This is a genomic window from Microcoleus sp. MOSTC5, from assembly GCF_036701825.1.
GTDB classification, from domain to species: Bacteria; Cyanobacteriota; Cyanobacteriia; order Cyanobacteriales; family Microcoleaceae; genus Microcoleus; species Microcoleus asticus.
Map to the genome: position 1 here is coordinate 1 of NZ_JAUBRK010000014.1, position 17,325 is coordinate 17,325.

14 protein-coding genes are annotated in these 17,325 nt (G+C 45.4%); 6 read left to right on the top strand and 8 right to left on the bottom strand.

All coding sequences use genetic code 11. The features are described 5' to 3' along the window. Positions 1-160 precede the first annotated feature (160 nt). Complete coding sequence (locus tag QUA54_RS09750; protein ID WP_333414368.1) at positions 161-1,495, top strand: AAA family ATPase; 1,335 nt, start codon at positions 161-163, stop codon at positions 1,493-1,495. 56 nt (positions 1,496-1,551) lie between these two features. Beyond that, positions 1,552-2,748, top strand: coding sequence for a 5-methylcytosine restriction system specificity protein McrC (locus QUA54_RS09755; RefSeq protein WP_333414370.1), 1,197 nt, complete (start codon positions 1,552-1,554; stop codon positions 2,746-2,748). 91 nt (positions 2,749-2,839) lie between these two features. Here the strand turns inward: QUA54_RS09755 and QUA54_RS09760 are convergent, their stop codons facing one another. Beyond that, positions 2,840-3,844, bottom strand: a complete 1,005-nt coding sequence (locus QUA54_RS09760) for a phosphoribulokinase (RefSeq protein WP_333414372.1) — start codon at positions 3,842-3,844, stop codon at positions 2,840-2,842. 677 nt (positions 3,845-4,521) lie between these two features. On the opposite strand from QUA54_RS09760, the gene petH reads away from it, so the two are divergent. From petH to QUA54_RS09775, 3 genes are all read left to right on the top strand, one after another. Beyond that, the gene (gene petH / locus QUA54_RS09765) at positions 4,522-5,730 is read left to right on the top strand and encodes a ferredoxin--NADP reductase (RefSeq protein WP_333414373.1); all 1,209 of its coding nucleotides are present in this window, start codon (positions 4,522-4,524) and stop codon (positions 5,728-5,730) included. A gap of 182 nt (positions 5,731-5,912) precedes the next feature. Then, positions 5,913-7,229: a homoserine dehydrogenase gene (locus tag QUA54_RS09770; RefSeq protein WP_333414498.1), complete on the top strand. Its 1,317-nt coding sequence runs from the start codon at positions 5,913-5,915 to the stop codon at positions 7,227-7,229. Positions 7,230-7,599: 370 nt separating this feature from the next. Continuing rightward, complete coding sequence (locus tag QUA54_RS09775) at positions 7,600-8,451, top strand: hypothetical protein (protein ID WP_333414374.1); 852 nt, start codon at positions 7,600-7,602, stop codon at positions 8,449-8,451. Positions 8,452-8,468: 17 nt separating this feature from the next. Here QUA54_RS09775 and QUA54_RS09780 read toward each other — a convergent pair whose 3' ends face one another. From QUA54_RS09780 to trpE, 3 genes are all read right to left on the bottom strand, one after another. Further along, on the bottom strand, positions 8,469-9,017 hold the full coding sequence (locus tag QUA54_RS09780; RefSeq protein WP_333414376.1) for a hypothetical protein: 549 nt from the start codon (positions 9,015-9,017) through the stop codon (positions 8,469-8,471). 118 nt (positions 9,018-9,135) lie between these two features. Then, positions 9,136-10,020: a PhzF family phenazine biosynthesis protein gene (locus QUA54_RS09785; RefSeq protein ID WP_333414377.1), complete on the bottom strand. Its 885-nt coding sequence runs from the start codon at positions 10,018-10,020 to the stop codon at positions 9,136-9,138. Positions 10,021-10,095: 75 nt separating this feature from the next. Further along, on the bottom strand, positions 10,096-11,643 hold the full coding sequence (gene trpE / locus QUA54_RS09790; protein WP_333414379.1) for an anthranilate synthase component I: 1,548 nt from the start codon (positions 11,641-11,643) through the stop codon (positions 10,096-10,098). Here trpE and QUA54_RS09795 point away from each other — a divergent pair. Then, positions 11,622-11,789: a hypothetical protein gene (locus QUA54_RS09795; RefSeq protein ID WP_333414381.1), complete on the top strand. Its 168-nt coding sequence runs from the start codon at positions 11,622-11,624 to the stop codon at positions 11,787-11,789. The two genes, trpE and QUA54_RS09795, sit on opposite strands and share 22 nt — an antisense overlap. A 36-nt stretch (positions 11,790-11,825) precedes the next feature. Here the strand turns inward: QUA54_RS09795 and QUA54_RS09800 are convergent, their stop codons facing one another. The 4 genes from QUA54_RS09800 to QUA54_RS09815 form a co-directional block, all read right to left on the bottom strand. Beyond that, positions 11,826-12,689 (bottom strand): GNAT family N-acetyltransferase, encoded by an 864-nt coding sequence (locus QUA54_RS09800; RefSeq protein WP_333414382.1) that lies wholly within the window; start codon positions 12,687-12,689, stop codon positions 11,826-11,828. Between the two features lie 163 nt (positions 12,690-12,852). Beyond that, a complete protein-coding gene (locus tag QUA54_RS09805) occupies positions 12,853-13,278 on the bottom strand; it encodes a photosystem I reaction center subunit II PsaD (protein ID WP_333197159.1) in 426 nt (141 codons plus the stop codon). 297 nt (positions 13,279-13,575) lie between these two features. Next, positions 13,576-14,076, bottom strand: coding sequence for a peptidoglycan-binding protein (locus QUA54_RS09810; protein WP_333414384.1), 501 nt, complete (start codon positions 14,074-14,076; stop codon positions 13,576-13,578). 1,234 nt (positions 14,077-15,310) lie between these two features. Continuing rightward, positions 15,311-17,299 carry a DICT sensory domain-containing protein gene (locus QUA54_RS09815; RefSeq protein WP_333414385.1) on the bottom strand — a complete coding sequence of 663 codons (1,989 nt, stop codon included), beginning with the start codon at positions 17,297-17,299 and terminating at the stop codon, positions 15,311-15,313. Positions 17,300-17,325 lie beyond the last annotated feature (26 nt).

Genomic DNA, 17,325 nt, shown 5'->3' on the forward strand with positions numbered 1-17,325 from the left:
TACAATTATGAGTTAGCTTTCAGGTCTAAAATTCAAAACCTTTAATTATAACATAGATTTTTTTTGCAAGAGGTCTATTACAACAGACTTTTGCCAATCAATAGCTTACAGTGTAGCTTTTGGGTTTGAAGATATCAATTCTCTAGATGATGCTCAGTTAATGCTAAGATTTGACAGCGAAAAGTTAACTTTTGGTTTTTATGCAAAAAGTGAGTATGTTGATTGCATAATAGATAATTATCAATGTAATTATCTAGATAAACCAGGTGTAATCGAAATGCTTAAACGTTACGAGCTTCCCAATCAACATCATTGCTATTTAACTCAGCAAATAATTCGTGTTAATTCCATTTGGCCGGAATCGCGTAGCATAATCATGAAACCTCAAAAATGTATTTATGAATTATTGGAAAGTATTATTTCTTTAGCCGCACAACCACCGGAAGTTAAAACACATAAAATTACTAATATTCAGATCGCTATATCACTTGAATCAGAACAAGTATTAGGATATTCTGCTAAACAGTTAATTCAAATAATAGCGCAAACTTTTAAAAAAATATTTCCCTTGTTTTTATGTTGCAATCTGTATGATAATGAGTTACCTCTGCTTATCAGTCAATATTTTTCAGTATATACAAAAGAATTTAATCGATTCTATCATAGCCTCGAAGAAATTTCTTACTTTACTGGTTTTCAAACATCTGAACTAAACCGCTGGATACGCACCATTAACCGCAAGCAACAAGCCATCATCCAAGGCCCGCCCGGCACCGGAAAAACCTTCCTCGCTCAAAAACTCGCCCAATACTTAATCGGTGGCGGTGACGGCTTTTCAGACATTATCCAATTTCATCCAGCTTATACTTATGAAGACTTTATTCAAGGCATCCGTCCGCAAAGTCAAGATGGGGAATTAACTTATCCCATAGTTCCCGGCAGATTCCTAGAATTTTGCACAAAAGCTGAGTCTTGTCAAGACATTTGCGTTCTGATTATTGATGAAATTAACCGGGCAAATTTATCTCAAGTATTTGGAGAATTAATGTATCTCCTAGATGACCGACAGGACACAAAACGCTTTATTACACTAGCCAGCGGTCAAAAGTTTAGAATCCCTACAAATGTCCGCATTATCGGCACCATGAACACCGCAGACCGTTCTATTGCCTTAGTCGATAACGCACTCCGCCGCCGCTTCGCATTCATTCCCGTCTATCCTAATTATGAAGTCCTGCGACAGTATCACCAGAGAGAGGAAACAGGTTTTCCAGTTGATAAATTAACTAGCATTCTAGAAGATGTCAATCGGGCAATTAACAACAAACACTATGAACTAGGCATCTCCTTCTTTTTGACAAAAACCTTAGCTGAAGATATCCAAGATATTTGGCAAATGGAAATTGAGCCATACCTCGAAGAATACTTCTTTGATAACCTGGAAAAAATGGATGAGTTTCTCTGGGAGAATATCAAGAATAAATTGGGCTATTGACAATCTAACGCCGTCATTAACGCCGATACAGTGGCGTTACTGCATCCACCACAATTATGAAACCAGAATCCTGCCGAATTATCGAACTTACAGAATATCAATTAGCAACTTTTGAACAAGACTCAATCCCCGAATCAGTAGGACAGAAAATATACCATAATTATGCCAAGGAAATCGAGATAGAATTTCCCAACTTTAAAACAAAATATCAATGGCACTTAAAATCTAAAGGCAGAGTTGGCAACATTCCCATCACTCCAGAATTTCACATCGCCATCCGCCCAAAGGTTCCCATAAACAACCTCTTCGGAATGCTTGACTATGCCTACAACCTTAAGATCAAATTTCCCCAAGGCTCGATTCAGTGCCAATTTTTAAAACAAATTTACGAGACATTAGCTAACATTCTTGCCCAAAAAATCCTAGAACGCTGTCGCAAAGGATTATATCGCGATTACTTATCCAAAACCGAAAGACTCCCCTACATTCGCGGCCGCGTCGATTTACGGTCAGCCCTGCAAAAACCTTGGGATGTTAAACTAAAATGCCACTATAGCGAACAAACAGGCGATATCGAAGATAATCAAATTCTGGCTTGGACACTTTTCATCATTGGCCGCAGCGGTTTGTGCCGTGAATCTGTTTCATCCACTGTGCGAAAAGCGTTTCACGCACTCCAAGGATTTGTTACATTAAAACATTTTAAATCAGAAGCTTGTATTGATAGAAATTATCACCGTTTGAATCAAGATTATCAACTTTTACACGCCTTATGTCGATTTTTTTTAGATAACACAGGGCCTAGTCACGAAACAGGCGATCGCGAAATGCTCCCTTTTCTCATAGACATGGCTAATTTATATGAACAATTTGTCGCTGAATGGCTCAAAGCAAATACACCAAAAGGCTTTTTTGTCAAACAACAACACCGAGTTACACATGACCAAAACTATTTCGATCGGATTGACTTACTGCTGTGCGATATTGCCACAAAAAAAGTCCAATACGTCCTCGATACAAAATACAAAGCTCCCGATAAAGTAGCCAATAATGACATTCATCAAATAGTTGCTTACGCAAATGCCTTAAAGTGCCAAAATGCAATTCTCATCTACCCGCAAAACCTCCAACAGCCACTAGATATAAAAAATGACGATATTCGAGTTCGCAGTGTAACTTTTTCCCTAGATAGCGACATCCATGAAGCCGGAAAAACCTTCTTAACCTCTCTACTTCCAAACACCCTCCCCTAACTCTTCTCTGCGCCCTCTGCGCCCTCTGCGGTTCATTTCTCCATAAAAAAAGAGGCGCAATTGCGCCTCCCAAATCTTTCATGTCAGGGTTCTAAACACTAACAGCCACTTTCGCTTCTTTTGCTGTCAACTTCTCGTAAGTCGCCCGCATCTTCAATCCGACTAACACTTGGAACAAACCAGTTCCATTGTTAGAACCAGGATATTCGCGGTGCTGGAGCAACAGGTGAGTTAACTCGCCTTCATACTTCGTAGAAATCTTGCTCAAATGGCTTTCGATGTAAATAACTTCTTCGAGATTCTCGAATTGACCATCTACTTCCAAAATCGAGACTTCGTGACCGTAGAAAGCATCGGGCCCGTAGTACATCTTAATTCCGGGATAGGAACAAGTCAGCTTGCGGCCGCAAGGAACCCAGTTAATTGTTGAACCTTCGTCAAACAAATACGCAGGCTCAAAATTGGCGATGCCTTCGCGCTGGATCATCTGCACGCGCAGAACCTTCCGCTCCTTGTCATCTTTGATCAAGTTGGTCGGCAACACTTGAATTACCACATCAGCATATTGCTTTTGCGGGTCGATGTAGGCGGTAAAATCCGGTTTGCGAGCATTGATCGCAAACAGCACGTCTTCGTAACGGTGGCCCCGTTCCGCCATGTCGCGCTGGATTTTCCAAGCAATTTTTACCTCGTCGCTGATGTCGAGGTAGACGCTGAAGTCGAGGAGCGATCGAACTCGCTCGTCGTAAAGGGGATGCAGCCCTTCAATCACAATCACGTGATTCGGCTCTACCCGCTCAGGAGGATCGAGCAGACCGGTTTCGTGGTTGTAAATCGGCTTGTCGATCGCGTGACCTTCTTTGAGCGCCTTCATTTGCTCGGCCATCAGGTCAAAATTGTTCGCTCTCGGGTCAAGGGCTGTAATCCCTGTTTCCTTGCGCTGCTTGCGATCGAGACAATGATAGTCGTCAAGGCAGATTACCGTAACGAAATCTTCCCCGAACAAATCTGTCAATCGGCGCAAAAAAGTAGATTTTCCGCATCCGGAGTCTCCGGCAACGCCAATTAAAACCACGCGATCCGGCTTACTGGTCATAGTTTCCCTCTAACAAAATCACTGTTTACTAACTAACTCAAGTCTAGATTCCACAAAATTTCAGTCCCCAGATAGCGACAAGCAGGCTTTGTGCGGCTTTGCTACCCCGAGACGATGGAGTTCTCACCAGCATACAGCAGTCAGTTGACTGCCTGCCCGGGAAGACCCAAGCAATCTTCAACGCAAGTAATTAATACTAACTTTAGTGGTTAATCTTACCAGAATGCATCGGCTCCCTACAAGCTCAACCTCATTAACTGGTGAAATCCTCCTTTAGGCTGTACTGCATTTAAATTGTATATTTCAATCCCCTATTCCCCCTAGAGTCAAATCCTCGAACCCTCTACCTCTACCCCTCCCCCTCGAATCCTGTCCCCGAATCCCCAAATCAGAACGACTTATCGGGGCAGATCCCCCGATCGGGTAAAATATTTGCAGTACGCAGACAACAATAGCTATAGGTCAACAGCCGAACGCAAGAGGGCTCGGTGAGCGCGGCGTTCGGCTAGTAGGGATTGGATACGCGAGCGATCGCAACTTCAACACTCCTGCCGGCGTGGCGAGGCCCAAAAATTGGCGCGGCCAATTAGTCCCGATGGCCTTAAGAAAAAAGTAAATTGAGTCTAACGTCACATTCTCTTTCTTTATAACTCTGTATCGTGAAGGAAAATCAACAAATGTACAGCCCAAGCATATCTGGTGTTGCGGCAAACTCAGAATCAGGCAGCCGCATCTTTGTCTACGAAGTGGAGGGTATGCGTCAGAGCGAAGCAACTGACCAAACAAGTAACCCGATTCGCCGTAGCGGCAGCGTATTTATCTCCGTGCCCTACGAGCGCATGAATCAGGAAATGCGCAGAATTGCTCGCATGGGTGGCAAAATCATCAGCATCCGCCCCTCAAACAGCGCTCCCGAAACTAATAATGGCAAAGTCGCACCAGAAGCAGGGCTACAGAGTCAGAAATCTGGAGAAAAAACTAAGCCCATGACTCAAGCCAAGGAAAAAGTTCAGGTTCCTGTTAACCTCTACAAGCCGGCCAATCCCTATATTGGTAAGTGCCTTTCTACAGAAGAATTGGTCAGAGAAGGCGGCGAGGGTACAGTCCGTCACGTCAAATTTGACATTTCTGGAGGCAAGTTACACTATCTCGAAGGTCAAAGTATCGGGATTATTCCCGATGGCACTGATAAAAACGGCAAACCTCACAAAATCCGGCTTTATTCGATCGCCTCCACCCGTCACGGAGACGATGTAGACGACAAAACAGTCTCTCTGTGCGTCCGCCGCCTAGAGTACAAAAGCCCAGAAACCGGTGAAAAAGTCTTTGGTGTTTGTTCGACTTTTCTCACCGGTTTGGAACCTGGAGATGATGTCAAAATTACCGGCCCTGTAGGCAAGGAAATGTTATTGCCTGACGACGAGGAAGCCACCGTGATTATGATGGCTACCGGTACGGGTATTGCTCCTTTCCGGGCTTATTTGTGGCGGATGTTTAAAGAAAACAATCCAGATTACAAGTTCAAAGGTTTAGCTTGGCTGTTCTTTGGAGTTGCTTACACTCCCAACATTCTGTATAAGGAAGAGTTGGAGCAATTGCAACAAGAATTCCCCGATAATTTCCGCTTGACTTATGCCATCAGCCGCGAACAAAAAAATGTTGACGGCGGTAAGATGTACATTCAAAACCGGATTCAAGAAAACGCAGACCAATTGTGGGAATTGGTTCAAAAGCCCAATACTCACACTTATATCTGCGGTTTGAAGGGTATGGAAGGCGGAATTGATGAGGGAATGTCGGCTGCTTCTAGCAAGTACGGCGTTGACTGGGCTGGCTATCAGAAACAGTTGAAGAAAGAGCACCGTTGGCACGTTGAAACTTATTAATCTGTTACCTGATTTAATCTGATTGGTAGGGTGGGCTTGGCTCGCCCTACCATTGTTTTTAGGGCAATTATATCCGACTGGTAAGGTACTGAATGCGTACCCTACAATACTATTTTGATTGCTACGGTACGGGAATAGCCTACAATGGTTGTGGCTTAATTGAGTTTCTACGGGTCAAAGTCGTGGCTTTCAAAATTGGTTTGTTAGGTTTGGGTACAGTTGGCGCGGGAACAGCAGAGATTTTGCTCTCCCCAGATGGCCGCCATCCGCTGTTGCAGGAATTGGAAATCTATCGGGTGGGAGTGCGCGATATTTCTCGAACTCGGTCTTTACAATTGCCAGAAAATGTGCTGACAACTGACCTAGAAGCGATCGCAACAGACCCGGAAATTGATATTGTAGTAGAATTGATTGGCGGATTGGAACCGGCGCGATCGCTCATTCTGCAAGCTATTGCCAGCGGCAAGCACGTCGTCACTGCCAACAAAGCAGTTATCGCCCGCTACGGTAATGAAATCTTCGAGGCCGCCAACAACAAAGGCGTTTACGTAATGCTAGAAGCTGCTGTCGGCGGCGGCATTCCGGTCATTCAAAGCCTCAAACAATCTTTAGGTGCAAACCGCATTCAAACTGTCACCGGCATCGTCAACGGCACAACTAATTACATCCTGACGCGGATGCAAACAGAAGGCGCAGACTTTGCCGAAGTGCTCGCCGACGCCCAGCAATTAGGTTATGCTGAAGCTGACCCCACAGCAGATGTAGATGGATTAGATGCGGCCGATAAAATTGCTATTTTAGCCTCGCTAGCTTTTGGTGGACGCATCAAATTAGCAGATGTTCACTGCGAAGGTATCAGAAAAGTTAGTGCGGCTGATATTAACTACGCCGACAAGCTGGGATTTGTGATTAAATTGTTGGCTATTGCTCAAGAAACCTCCCGCCGCAATGGCGAGCAAGCGCAGGGAGAAAGCGAACTGCTTTCAATTCGAGTGCATCCTAGTTTTGTGCCGAAAACTCATCCGCTGGCGAGTGTTAACGGGGTTTACAATGCAATTTTAGTGGAAGGAGAGCCGATCGGGCAATTGATGCTGTACGGGCGCGGCGCGGGTGCAGGCCCAACAGCTAGCGCCGTAGTATCCGACATCATAAATGTGGCGGCCATCCTGAAAAGCCAAGCTGTTCCGACTCCTCATCCTTTGCTGAGTTGCAGTCACCAACACTACTGCAAAATTGCTCCGATGCAGGAACTTGTTACTCGCTTTTACGCCCGTTTTCTGACGCGCGATACTCCGGGAGTAATTGGCAAACTCGGCACTTGTTTCGGCAATCACAAAGTTAGTTTGGAATCAATTGTGCAGACGGGGATTCACGACGATTTAGCAGAAATTGTCGTCGTGACTCACGATGTTAAGGAAGGTAATTTTCAACAAGCACTCGATGAAATTCGCGCGATGGAAGCAGTCCATAGTATTGCTAGCACGTTGCGAGTTTTGTAAAAATGATTTGCTAGGGGCGGGTTTCACATACAATATTTGCCAATAATTGACAATGTTTAAAACCCGCCCCAACCCAACCATAAATCAGAATGTACCGGGTGCTTGTAGGGGCGGGTTCACAAACAATAATTGCCAGAAACAAACAATCTCGAAAACCCGCCCGAACCGAACCATAAATCATCATGTACATTTTCCGATGCGATGCAAATTTCTGGTTGACGTAGGTTATCGGTGGTGGGGGGCGGGTTTATCTAGATTGTCGGTCATCGTTAGATATGGTTGGTGAACCCGCCCCTACCAAATCTGGGTAAAGGTATTCTGCCAAAATACCGGGTTTTTCCCCCACAATCAGTTAAAAATGAGATTTGGGATGAAAATAACAAAATTAGATTTTGTCGATCGCCAAACGGGAAGGCACTTGCTAGATTCCCTCTACGAAAAGTTTGCCAAACCCCAACTGCACGATACTTTTAAACCCAATAACCCTTCAATTTACATCCGGCACGAGCAAGGGCAAGTTATTGATGGAAATTATATCATAGAAAAAGTGTTTGAAGACTCTCGCACTGGTTTTTATGCTGAAAGTCGCGTTCCCATTTCTGGCAATAACCCGCCTGTTATGGTGATTCGCGGATACGGTTCTTGGTATCCTTTCGAGCGCGTTTTGGAAGATACGCCCGATGTATTTATGGCAAAACTAGAACGCCAGTTAAAATCGGCGCAAACTGCGGGTGCTATTGATTGGATAAAGCAGCAATTTCACAGCGGAAACCCGCCCGATGTCATCGGAGAAAGTTTGGGCGGCAAAGTTGCTCAGCAAATAGCAGCAAAATACCCGGATTATATTCGATCGACTGTAATTTTTAATTCTTTGGGCGTTTCAGAAAAGTTAGCTAAAACTTCCACGGCTAACAATGTTTTTCACTACTTTACTTTAGGCGAAAGGTATGCTTTCTGGGCAAATCAAGGCGATTACATACCGGGAACGATTTTTGTGATTTCTCAGAGAGGCAACAACTGTTGTTATAAAATCGAAGAGGCGATCGTCCGGATGGCGCGTTTTGAAGGCAAGTTTCTCAAAAGGCGCGCGATTGTGGCAATATTGGCTCAGTTGCTGTTGGTAAACAGACATAATGCGATCGTCCTGAACAAGCGGCGGCCGGTAGTCGTTCAGATCGATCGCACTCAATTGCAAGTTTTCCGAAAAAACCGCTTTGTGTAAACTCAGACAGAATTGCTTCAGGCTGCTGATGGCTGATTTTCCCGCGCTGCGACTGCGAGAACCAGACAAAGTGCCGATATCGCCTTTTCCCATTCTTGCTTTACGGCGGTGGGTTGAACTTCATCAAAGGCGCTAACTAAACGAGGGATCGATCGCTCTAATGACGATCGAGGAATTGATTTGTGCAGATCGACTAAACGAGTTAAACTTTCTTGATTCTTCAAAAAACCGACTACCCATTTCGTAGCATGATCGGGACTGTCAGGGACGTTTTTAATTCCTAGTTCTGTTTGCAACCAATCGTAAAAAAGCGGCAGCTTTTGAGCTAAAACAGTTCCAGCAGTTGGCAAAGTTTCTTTTAGCAACCGACTATCCAGACTTCCCAAGAGTTGCTTGAATTCCGGTGAATCGAGAAAGCTGGTTAATGGAAGTGAAAGCAGGGCTTCAGAAGCCTCAGGGGATACATTTAAAGTCCGCGAAAATGTTGGAAGCATTGAAGAGTATGTGGTAGGGATGACTTTTGTAGCATAACAATAACGCGGATCGAGGAATATGAGGTAGCTCATATTAGCAATATTGTAACATCTAGATCGCCAAACAAGCATCTAAATCTAGCTGTACATATCTCCGTAGATCTGCGTAGATATGCGTGAATTTGCGGTTAATAATTTCCCCTTAAATATTCTACACAAATTCTCCCTTAGCAACCATCACCACCTTACCACCAACCAAAACTGCTATTTCCCCTTCATTTTGGGCTGCTTGTAACAACAGCAAAGAAGGTCGATCGATTTCATAACCTTGCTCAACTCTGACATCAATCTTTGCTTCCCCATAATAAGCATATTCTACTAAATATCCAGCCAAACAGCCGTTAGCACTGCCTGTCGCCGGATCTTCAGGAATTCCTAAGGAATGGGCAAAAACTCGCACGCTTAAATCATTAACATCGCTGTAAGTTTCTGGGCAAAATATCAAGATTTCTTTTGCTTCCATTCTATCAATTAGCTCAAAATATTTATCTAAGTTGACTTGAGCTTTTTTGAGCGAGGCGAGAGTTTTTAATGGGACAATTATAAACGGCACTCCGGTCGAAACTTCTTGAATTGGGAAGTTTGCATCAATTTCATCTGGTTCTAAATTCAGGACATTTGCCAGACTTTCGGCTGATAAAACTTGACCAAAACTAGGCGGGTTTTGTCGCATCCACAAAATATCTGCCGATTCATTGTGATAATTAAAAGTAACTGGAATTTGACCGACGGCTAGATTGAGAATTACTCGATCGACCTTTTCGCGAATAATCTCTTGCTGCAACACAAACGCAGTCCCCAAAGTCGGATGACCGGCAAAGGGCAATTCCTTCTTGGGCGTGAATATCCGCACGTCATAGCCGCCATCTCGCGGATCGGGCGATCGAATAAACGTAGTTTCTGAATAATTGATTTCCCTGGCTATCAGCAGCATTTGGGCCTCAGATAGTTCGGCAACTTCAGCCCCGCAAAATACAGCTAGTTGATTGCCAGCATATTTTGACTCCGCAAACACGTCAACTATATAAAAATTCACATTTCCCTCGTTCAACAGTAGTTTGTGTAGCAGCGGTTTCAACCGCCGAGCATTAGAAAAGAAGTTTTTAACTTGCTACTTCAAACAGCGAATTGCTTCTAACATTCCCCTGGCTTTATTGAGAGTTTCTTCGTACTCCAGATCGGGGTTAGAATCAGCGACCAAACCAGCGCCTGCTTGCACAGAAACCGAATGTTTGTCACCACCTAAAGAACGAACCACCATAGTCCGAATTGCGATCGCACTATTCAACTGTCCCTCAAAATCATAATACCCGTAAACCCCAGAATACGGCCCCCGGCGACAACCTTCCAACTCGTGCACAATCTCCATCGCCCGAATCTTCGGAGCACCGCTAACCGTACCCGCAGGAAAACCAGCTTTCAACAAATCCCAAGCTGTCTTATCCTCAGCCAATTCTCCCACCACATTGCTCACAATGTGCATGACGTGAGAATAACGCTCGATTTCCATTAATTCGTCAACTTTTACAGTACCGTTTCGGCATACTCTGCCTAAATCGTTCCTCCCCAAATCAACTAACATGACGTGTTCCGCAATTTCCTTCGGATCTTGCAGCAATTCAGCAGCCAAAGCATCATCTTCTTGAGGAGTTTTACCCCGGCGGCGAGTGCCGGCGATCGGCCGCAAAGTTGCAATCTTCTTGCCGTCAGCAGTATTTTCCGCCTTCACCATAATCTCGGGACTAGAACCGATAATCTGCCAATCTCTGAAATTAAAATAAGCCATGTACGGAGAAGGATTAATCAGACGCAAAGAGCGGTAAAGTGCAAAAGCATCGCCGCTGTATTCAGCTTCCAAACGCTGGGAAATAACTACCTGAAAAATATCTCCCGCTTTGATATAATCCTTAGCCTTTAAAACATTGGCACAATACTTTTCACGGGTAATATTGCTCGTGTAAGCCAATTCTGTATTTCCGGTTGTGGAACGGGCATCTTGCCCGTTATTGGGAGGTGTCCATTCTATGAGAGTAGATTGCTGGGAAAGTGGCGATTGCAGCTTATCAACTAACCGAGAAACCCGATCGCACGCTTGCTGATAAGCCTCCGCCAAATCAACGCCAACCTCGCGCAAATCCGCATAGGCGAGAGCCCAAATTTTTCGCTTCACCTGATCGAAAATCAGCAAATTATCAACCTGCATCCACAACCCATCCGGCAAATCATTCTCGCTGGCTGGATGCACCGGAACTCGCGGTTCTATCCACTTAATTAACTCGTAACCCCAAAAACCGAATAGCCCGCCAATTCCCGGCGGTAACTGCGGCAATTTGACGGGTTTGTAAGACTGCAAACATTCAGTTAAAGCCGCAAACGGATCGCCCGTAAATACTTTTTCGGAACCGTCGCGGTAAACTTGAGTTGTGCGATCGCCCTTAGCCTCCAAAATCCACAGCGGATCGCACCCTAAGAAACTATAACGCCCGAGTTTTTCCCCACCTTCCACCGACTCCAGCAGAAAACTGTAAGGTTGACCCGCACAAACCCGATACCACGCAGACACCGGCGTATCCAAATCAGCAACCCATTCTTGATACACGGGTACAAAATTGCCTTGTTTCGCCAGTTCCGAAAATTGTGAGAAATCGGGGAATATCATATATATCAGAAGGAAGAAGGAAGAGGGAAGAAGGAAGAAGGAAGAAGGAAGAAGGAAGGAGGAAGAAGGAAGAGGGAAGAAGAAAGAAAGAAGAAGGAAGAAGGAAGGAGGAAGAAGGAAGAAGGAAAATGCAATCCTGGCAATAATTTCAGCGATTAAAAGCGCCCTAACCGTCTTGGTACTCAATAAGCAAAAGACGGAAACCAACATCCCTCCGGCGACTGATACTCGCCAACTGCCATCACCGCCATCGGCTTGAGGGCTCGCAGCCCCTCTTGCAAGCACCAGCGAAACAAACTTGCATACCTCAGCGGCAAGTGAAAAGAAAGCAATTCTTCTGAAATGTACGCAGCAGCCCCCAAGAGCAAAGCCTGCATATCCGCTTCAGTTTGAGCGACGCTGTGGCTCAAAGCAGACACCGCACAAGTATAAGCCACAATCTGACCTTGCCGGCAGGCAACGAAGGCAGAAAAGTCATTCAGGGCGTCTTCAATCTCCGAAGTTCGATCGCACCCGCACAGTTTTTCGCACAAAGCGGCACATTCACCAACATCCTCACTAGCCATCGGCCGCACCTCAAACCCATGCTGCGGTTGGCTGCGAAACTTGCCCTGCATTAACACGAAAGGTTCCTTCACCTCAAAACCCAAAGAAGCGTACAGCGACAGCGACGCCATATTAAAAGATTCTTGAACCAAACGGATGCCCACAGCGTCCTGTCCCCGTTCCAGCAAAGCTTTCATGATTTCCCGTCCCGTGCCGCGGCCTTGAAAAGTTCGATCGACACTGACGGGCCCGATACCGCGAATCGGGTTGCGTTCGTCCATAAATCCGCAGCCGACAACGGCACCGGAACTCTCGGCTACTATGTCAAAAAACAACGGACTTTCGATCAGAAGACCAATAATTTCAGTTGAAAACTCCAGCGTCGGAAAATCTGTAGGAGGGAATTGGTGGCTATCGGAAATATCTTTAAAAGCTTCATAATTAATGCGAGCGCAAACATCGATATCAGAAGGCTGCGCTCGCCTGATTGCGACATTCATTTTTAATTTAACGATTAACTTTTAATAAGATTAGAATTTTGCAGTAGTATTCGGGCGCTGCGGGCTTAGCCTCCCGCGCCCGAATACTGCTGCAAAAACAAGTTTACAAGCTGAGCCTTACAAGGAATATTACCTATGTTTTGCTCAGCCATGCAGTCGTGGTCTAAGGATCGAAAGTCTTCTTACCGGTGAACTTAACCTTAATCGGATTGGGATTGCTGCCAATATTGCGGTCAATCTTACCGTTGTAGGGACGACCTTCGTTCACCTTTTCAGGGAACACGCCATCCTTGGGATGCAGGTACTCAGTAGAGCCGTCAGGAAAGACGCGGTAAATTTTGTAGTTCGAGATTTTGAATTTTGCCCGCAGTTGCTGGCCGCCCAAAGCGATGCACTGCTCCTTCCGGGGCAGATGCAGCAAGTTGTCGCCTTGACGCATAATTGCAGCGCCGCCAGTCGGCATTTCAAACACCTGTTCCTTGGGGCTAGTCCAAGTGATCGCGTACTTCTCTTCAACTAGCGCCTTGGTCAGCAAGCCGCCGGTGCTGCCGCCGAAAAGAGGGGGTTGTCCAGTGAGTTCTTCTGCCATAAACATATCCAAAGGATTTTTACGGCATCGTATCATCATGACGCGACACGGCTGTCGAAATTGTAAGGAAAGTTAACAGTTTTTGGGCGATCGATCTTTTCAGATAATTAATAATTAGTAATTAATAATTGATAATTGGTAATTTCCACCAAAGTTAGAAAACAGAATTATGAAGCACGAATCCAGAAAAAACAATCAAAAAAAACAGCAATTATTAGCGTGCTTGTGGCGCACCCTAATAATCGCACATTCCTCCAAATCCCCCCACACACGATCGAATAATTTACCGCGTCAACCCTAAGTCAAGAACCAATTAGGGTCATAGCCGCGCGGAATTTGACTCAAAGCAGTCCAAGTTTCTCGATCGACAATCCCGTCGGCCTCAATCCCAAAGCTTTTTTGAAATGCGCGAACAGCTTTCTCCGTCAAAGTAGAAAAGTCGCCGTCAACTTTACCGCCATAATGCTTGGAAATCTTGAGAACTTCCTGAACAGTAGCGACTGCTTTTCCAGAACTGCCGAATCTGAGTACGGGCATATTAACAGGAGCTTCAGTATAAAGCGCCTGCCAAGTGAGCGGCCCGACAATGCCGTCCGGCGACAAGAAAACCCGAAACTGAAACAGTTTCACAGAAAATTCAACTGCTTTGTTAAAAATTCCTTTAGCAGGCTGCCGGTAAACTTGCAACTTCGTTAGCAGTTGTTCGAGTTCCAATACAGCTTTACCTTGAGAACCTAATTGCAGTTGTGGCTTGTTGGCCATAGCTTGAGTAGATTTCATCTGGCTTGTAGGTGACATAATCGATTTTCCTACCCTCTAGGTTTGAGTATTCTTATTGGAAAAAAGTTTTTCCGGGCGAAACATTTGATGCTAAACTTTTCACGAATCAACACTGGCGGTGGCAGTGCCTCAACAGATTCGATCGACTTTTACCATCTCAGGACTTGTGTACAGGAGACTTATACCATTTTAGATTTTAGATTTTAGATTTTAGATTCGGCATGACTGATTACTATCGGGGTTTCCAGCTTACCTACAGTTGGATTCTTTTTTTAAACTGATATTAATTTTCGGCAGCCTCCCTAGGAATTCTGTCGCCAAACCGGGTTTAAGACGGCAAGCGCGTCTTGAATCTGCTTTGATACTTTCGATCGTAAAGCTGAACACCGCGCAGTCACATCACCTTTAAGGCCTATCTCACAGGGTGAGGGTTGAGGGTGAGACTGGGTGTGGCAGCGGAGGCGGGTTCTGCCGTAAAAACTTTTCTGTGCTATCCTGTATCGTCTGATCGATTAACTCGATCGAGACTTGCGCGCTCCGACGCTCTGAAACCCGATTTTTTCAGTTTGTTCCAAGGCTTTAAGCCAATATTTTATTTAAAAAACCCAGTTTTTCTCCAAGTGTTGTTAATCGGCGCAGCCAACATACTACAAAAGATTTGTTATAGGACTTACGGTAATTTACCAAATTTATAATGGCATTCTGGACAGACCAATCATATATAGAAATCCTTGCAGGAGTCGTAATTTTTTTACCCCACCCCAACCCTCCCCGAACCCGCTGGGAGTCCGCAAAAAATTCACAAATGATGCGAGGATTGCGATATTTATGAATTTGATTGCTAATACTAGCGATGCTTCGGAATAATCCCATCCGGGCAAAACCCAGCCAAAAATTGAAAACATTCCCAATACAATTACAATTTATATGGTGCTGTTGGCTAGCAATAACAGAAAATTATCGACACGATTGTGATTCGGATTGCTGACAGCGAACTGGGAATACCGGAATTAGTTCAATAAAAATTGTTTGCGCCATTTTTTACAACTAAAGCAGGCAAAGGTACGGGATTTAAAATGTTGATTATGGCTGCGATAGTAACTAAAAAACCTTGGGAATGTGGGAATATTGGTCATCGCTAGAAGGTGGAACAGAGTTGGCGATGGGTATTCCGATTTAGGGTACACCGAGGGGTAGTTTGCAGTAATCAGTCATCAGTGATTAGCGATCGATTAACTGTTATCAATTGAGTCTAAACAGTGGGAATAGTAAAGTGAAATTCACTTCCTCGGTCTTTTCCTGCGGAATCTACCCAAATTTTACCGCCCCAGCCAGCAACAATCTGCTTGCAAATTGCTAATCCTAAACCGGTACCGCCGGCGCTGCGACGCAAAGCTCCTTCTTCTTGATAAAATCGATCGAACACTACTTTTAAACTGTTCGCCTCTATTCCCCTACCCGTATCGGCTACGAGCACTTCTACCATCCGAGAACCGTTACATTGAGCTTTAACAGTCACGCTTCCCTGGGGTGTCGTAAATTTGCAAGCGTTGTCTAGCAGTTTGGAGAGAACCTCCACCAACCACTCCCCGTCAGCTTGCACTAAAGGCAATTCTGCCGAGACTTCGGCGATAATTTCCGGCAACTGTCGATCCGCCGTGCGCGATCGCACGCTGCTGAGGGCCAAATCAACGCATTCTTGCAGCGTCAGCGATTCTACATTCCATTGAACTCGCCCGCTTTCTAAGTGAGAAAGAGTTAAGAAATCCTGCACGAGTTTCCGCATTCGATCGGCATCGCCGAGGGCAGTTTCTAACATGATTTGCCGCAATTCTGCAGGCATATCTGGTTCGGAGTTCAAACTTTCCAAACAAACTTGAATTGTAGAAAGAGGGGTGCGGAGTTCGTGCCCGGTGATGGCAATTAGATTGCTGCGAGTGCGGTCTAATGCTTCTAATTGTTGGTTGAGTTCTTCTAAATGAGCGTAGGTTTCTGCTTGAATTAAGGCTGCTCCGAGTTGGGTGGCGATCGCCTCTACTAAAGAAATTTCGTCTTCTTCCCAAGGCAAAACCGATCGGCACTGGTGCATTTCCACCATGCCCAAAACTCGCCCCTGATAAAGCACTGGCACCATTAACCAAGAGACAATTTGCCAATTTTTTACAGTTTTTTCCAGGTATTGTGTATTGACAATCAGCGGGTGTTGTGATGTGTCTTGGATGTAAACTCGCTCTTGCCGCGCCACCGCGTCGCTCCATATTTGATTTTCCTGCAACAGCCAAGTCTGATCCAGCAGGGAACTAGCGCCCGGAGCCAAAAACTCGCCATCGATTTTGACCGCCACATCTGTGGCCTTGCACCGATAAATCAAACATCGGCTTGCCGACAGGGCAGTGCCCAGTTCTTGGACTGCAACTTCGACGATTTCTTGCGGGTTGAGAGACTGCCGCATTGCCGCGGTAATTAAGTTTACCAGGCGTTCTTTGCGTTCCTGAGCCGCGATGGCGCTGTATGCTTTGAGCAATTTGTGCTGGCCTGCTTGCAAGTAGGTTACTAAGCGTTCGGTAAAAGCATCGCTCAATTTTGGATTGGGAATTTTTGAGTTTTTTGGCGCACTTATGTCGGGTTTTGCGGCTTTGGAGGCGGCGGATTTCCTCGTTTTTTTCGGTGTTTTGACTAGCTTGTAAGTAGTTCGCGCTCGATCGATCTTTTCTGCCAATTCGGGGCGATATTTGACAATTCTATCGAGCAACAATGCGGCAGCTTTGGAGCTTACCTCGCGGTCGAACGTCCAAATTCCTTCAAATCTGCGAGCTTGATCCATCACCAGCGGCCCGCGCTCGTCTTGGTTTTCGATCGGCACAATTTTTTCTTGACAAATCAGGCAAGTGGAGTAGTGTTCCCCCAGCACCACTAAGTGCCACTCTTTACTTAATCCGTCCTCCGGTGCAAACGCCACAGTTTCGTGACACTCCGAAGCATTTTTAAAGTCAGTTTCCGGTGCTGCCAGCACGTATACCTGAGAGGAGCGCGAGGCCATTCGCCGGTAACGGTGAGCTTCTTGGCGGTAGAAGCGCTCTCGCTGAAAGCTTGCAATGACTAGCGGTGCGTCGGAACCCGCCAAAACCAAGTCTTCCATAGCGTGAGACAGGGCTGTCATGGAAGATTTGAAATAAATTTGTGCGCGCAGTTGGGGCAAAGCTTGCAGAAGTTCTGCCAGTAGCGAAATAGGGACGATCATCTAGCCTTAAACGTGCATTTTTGCCG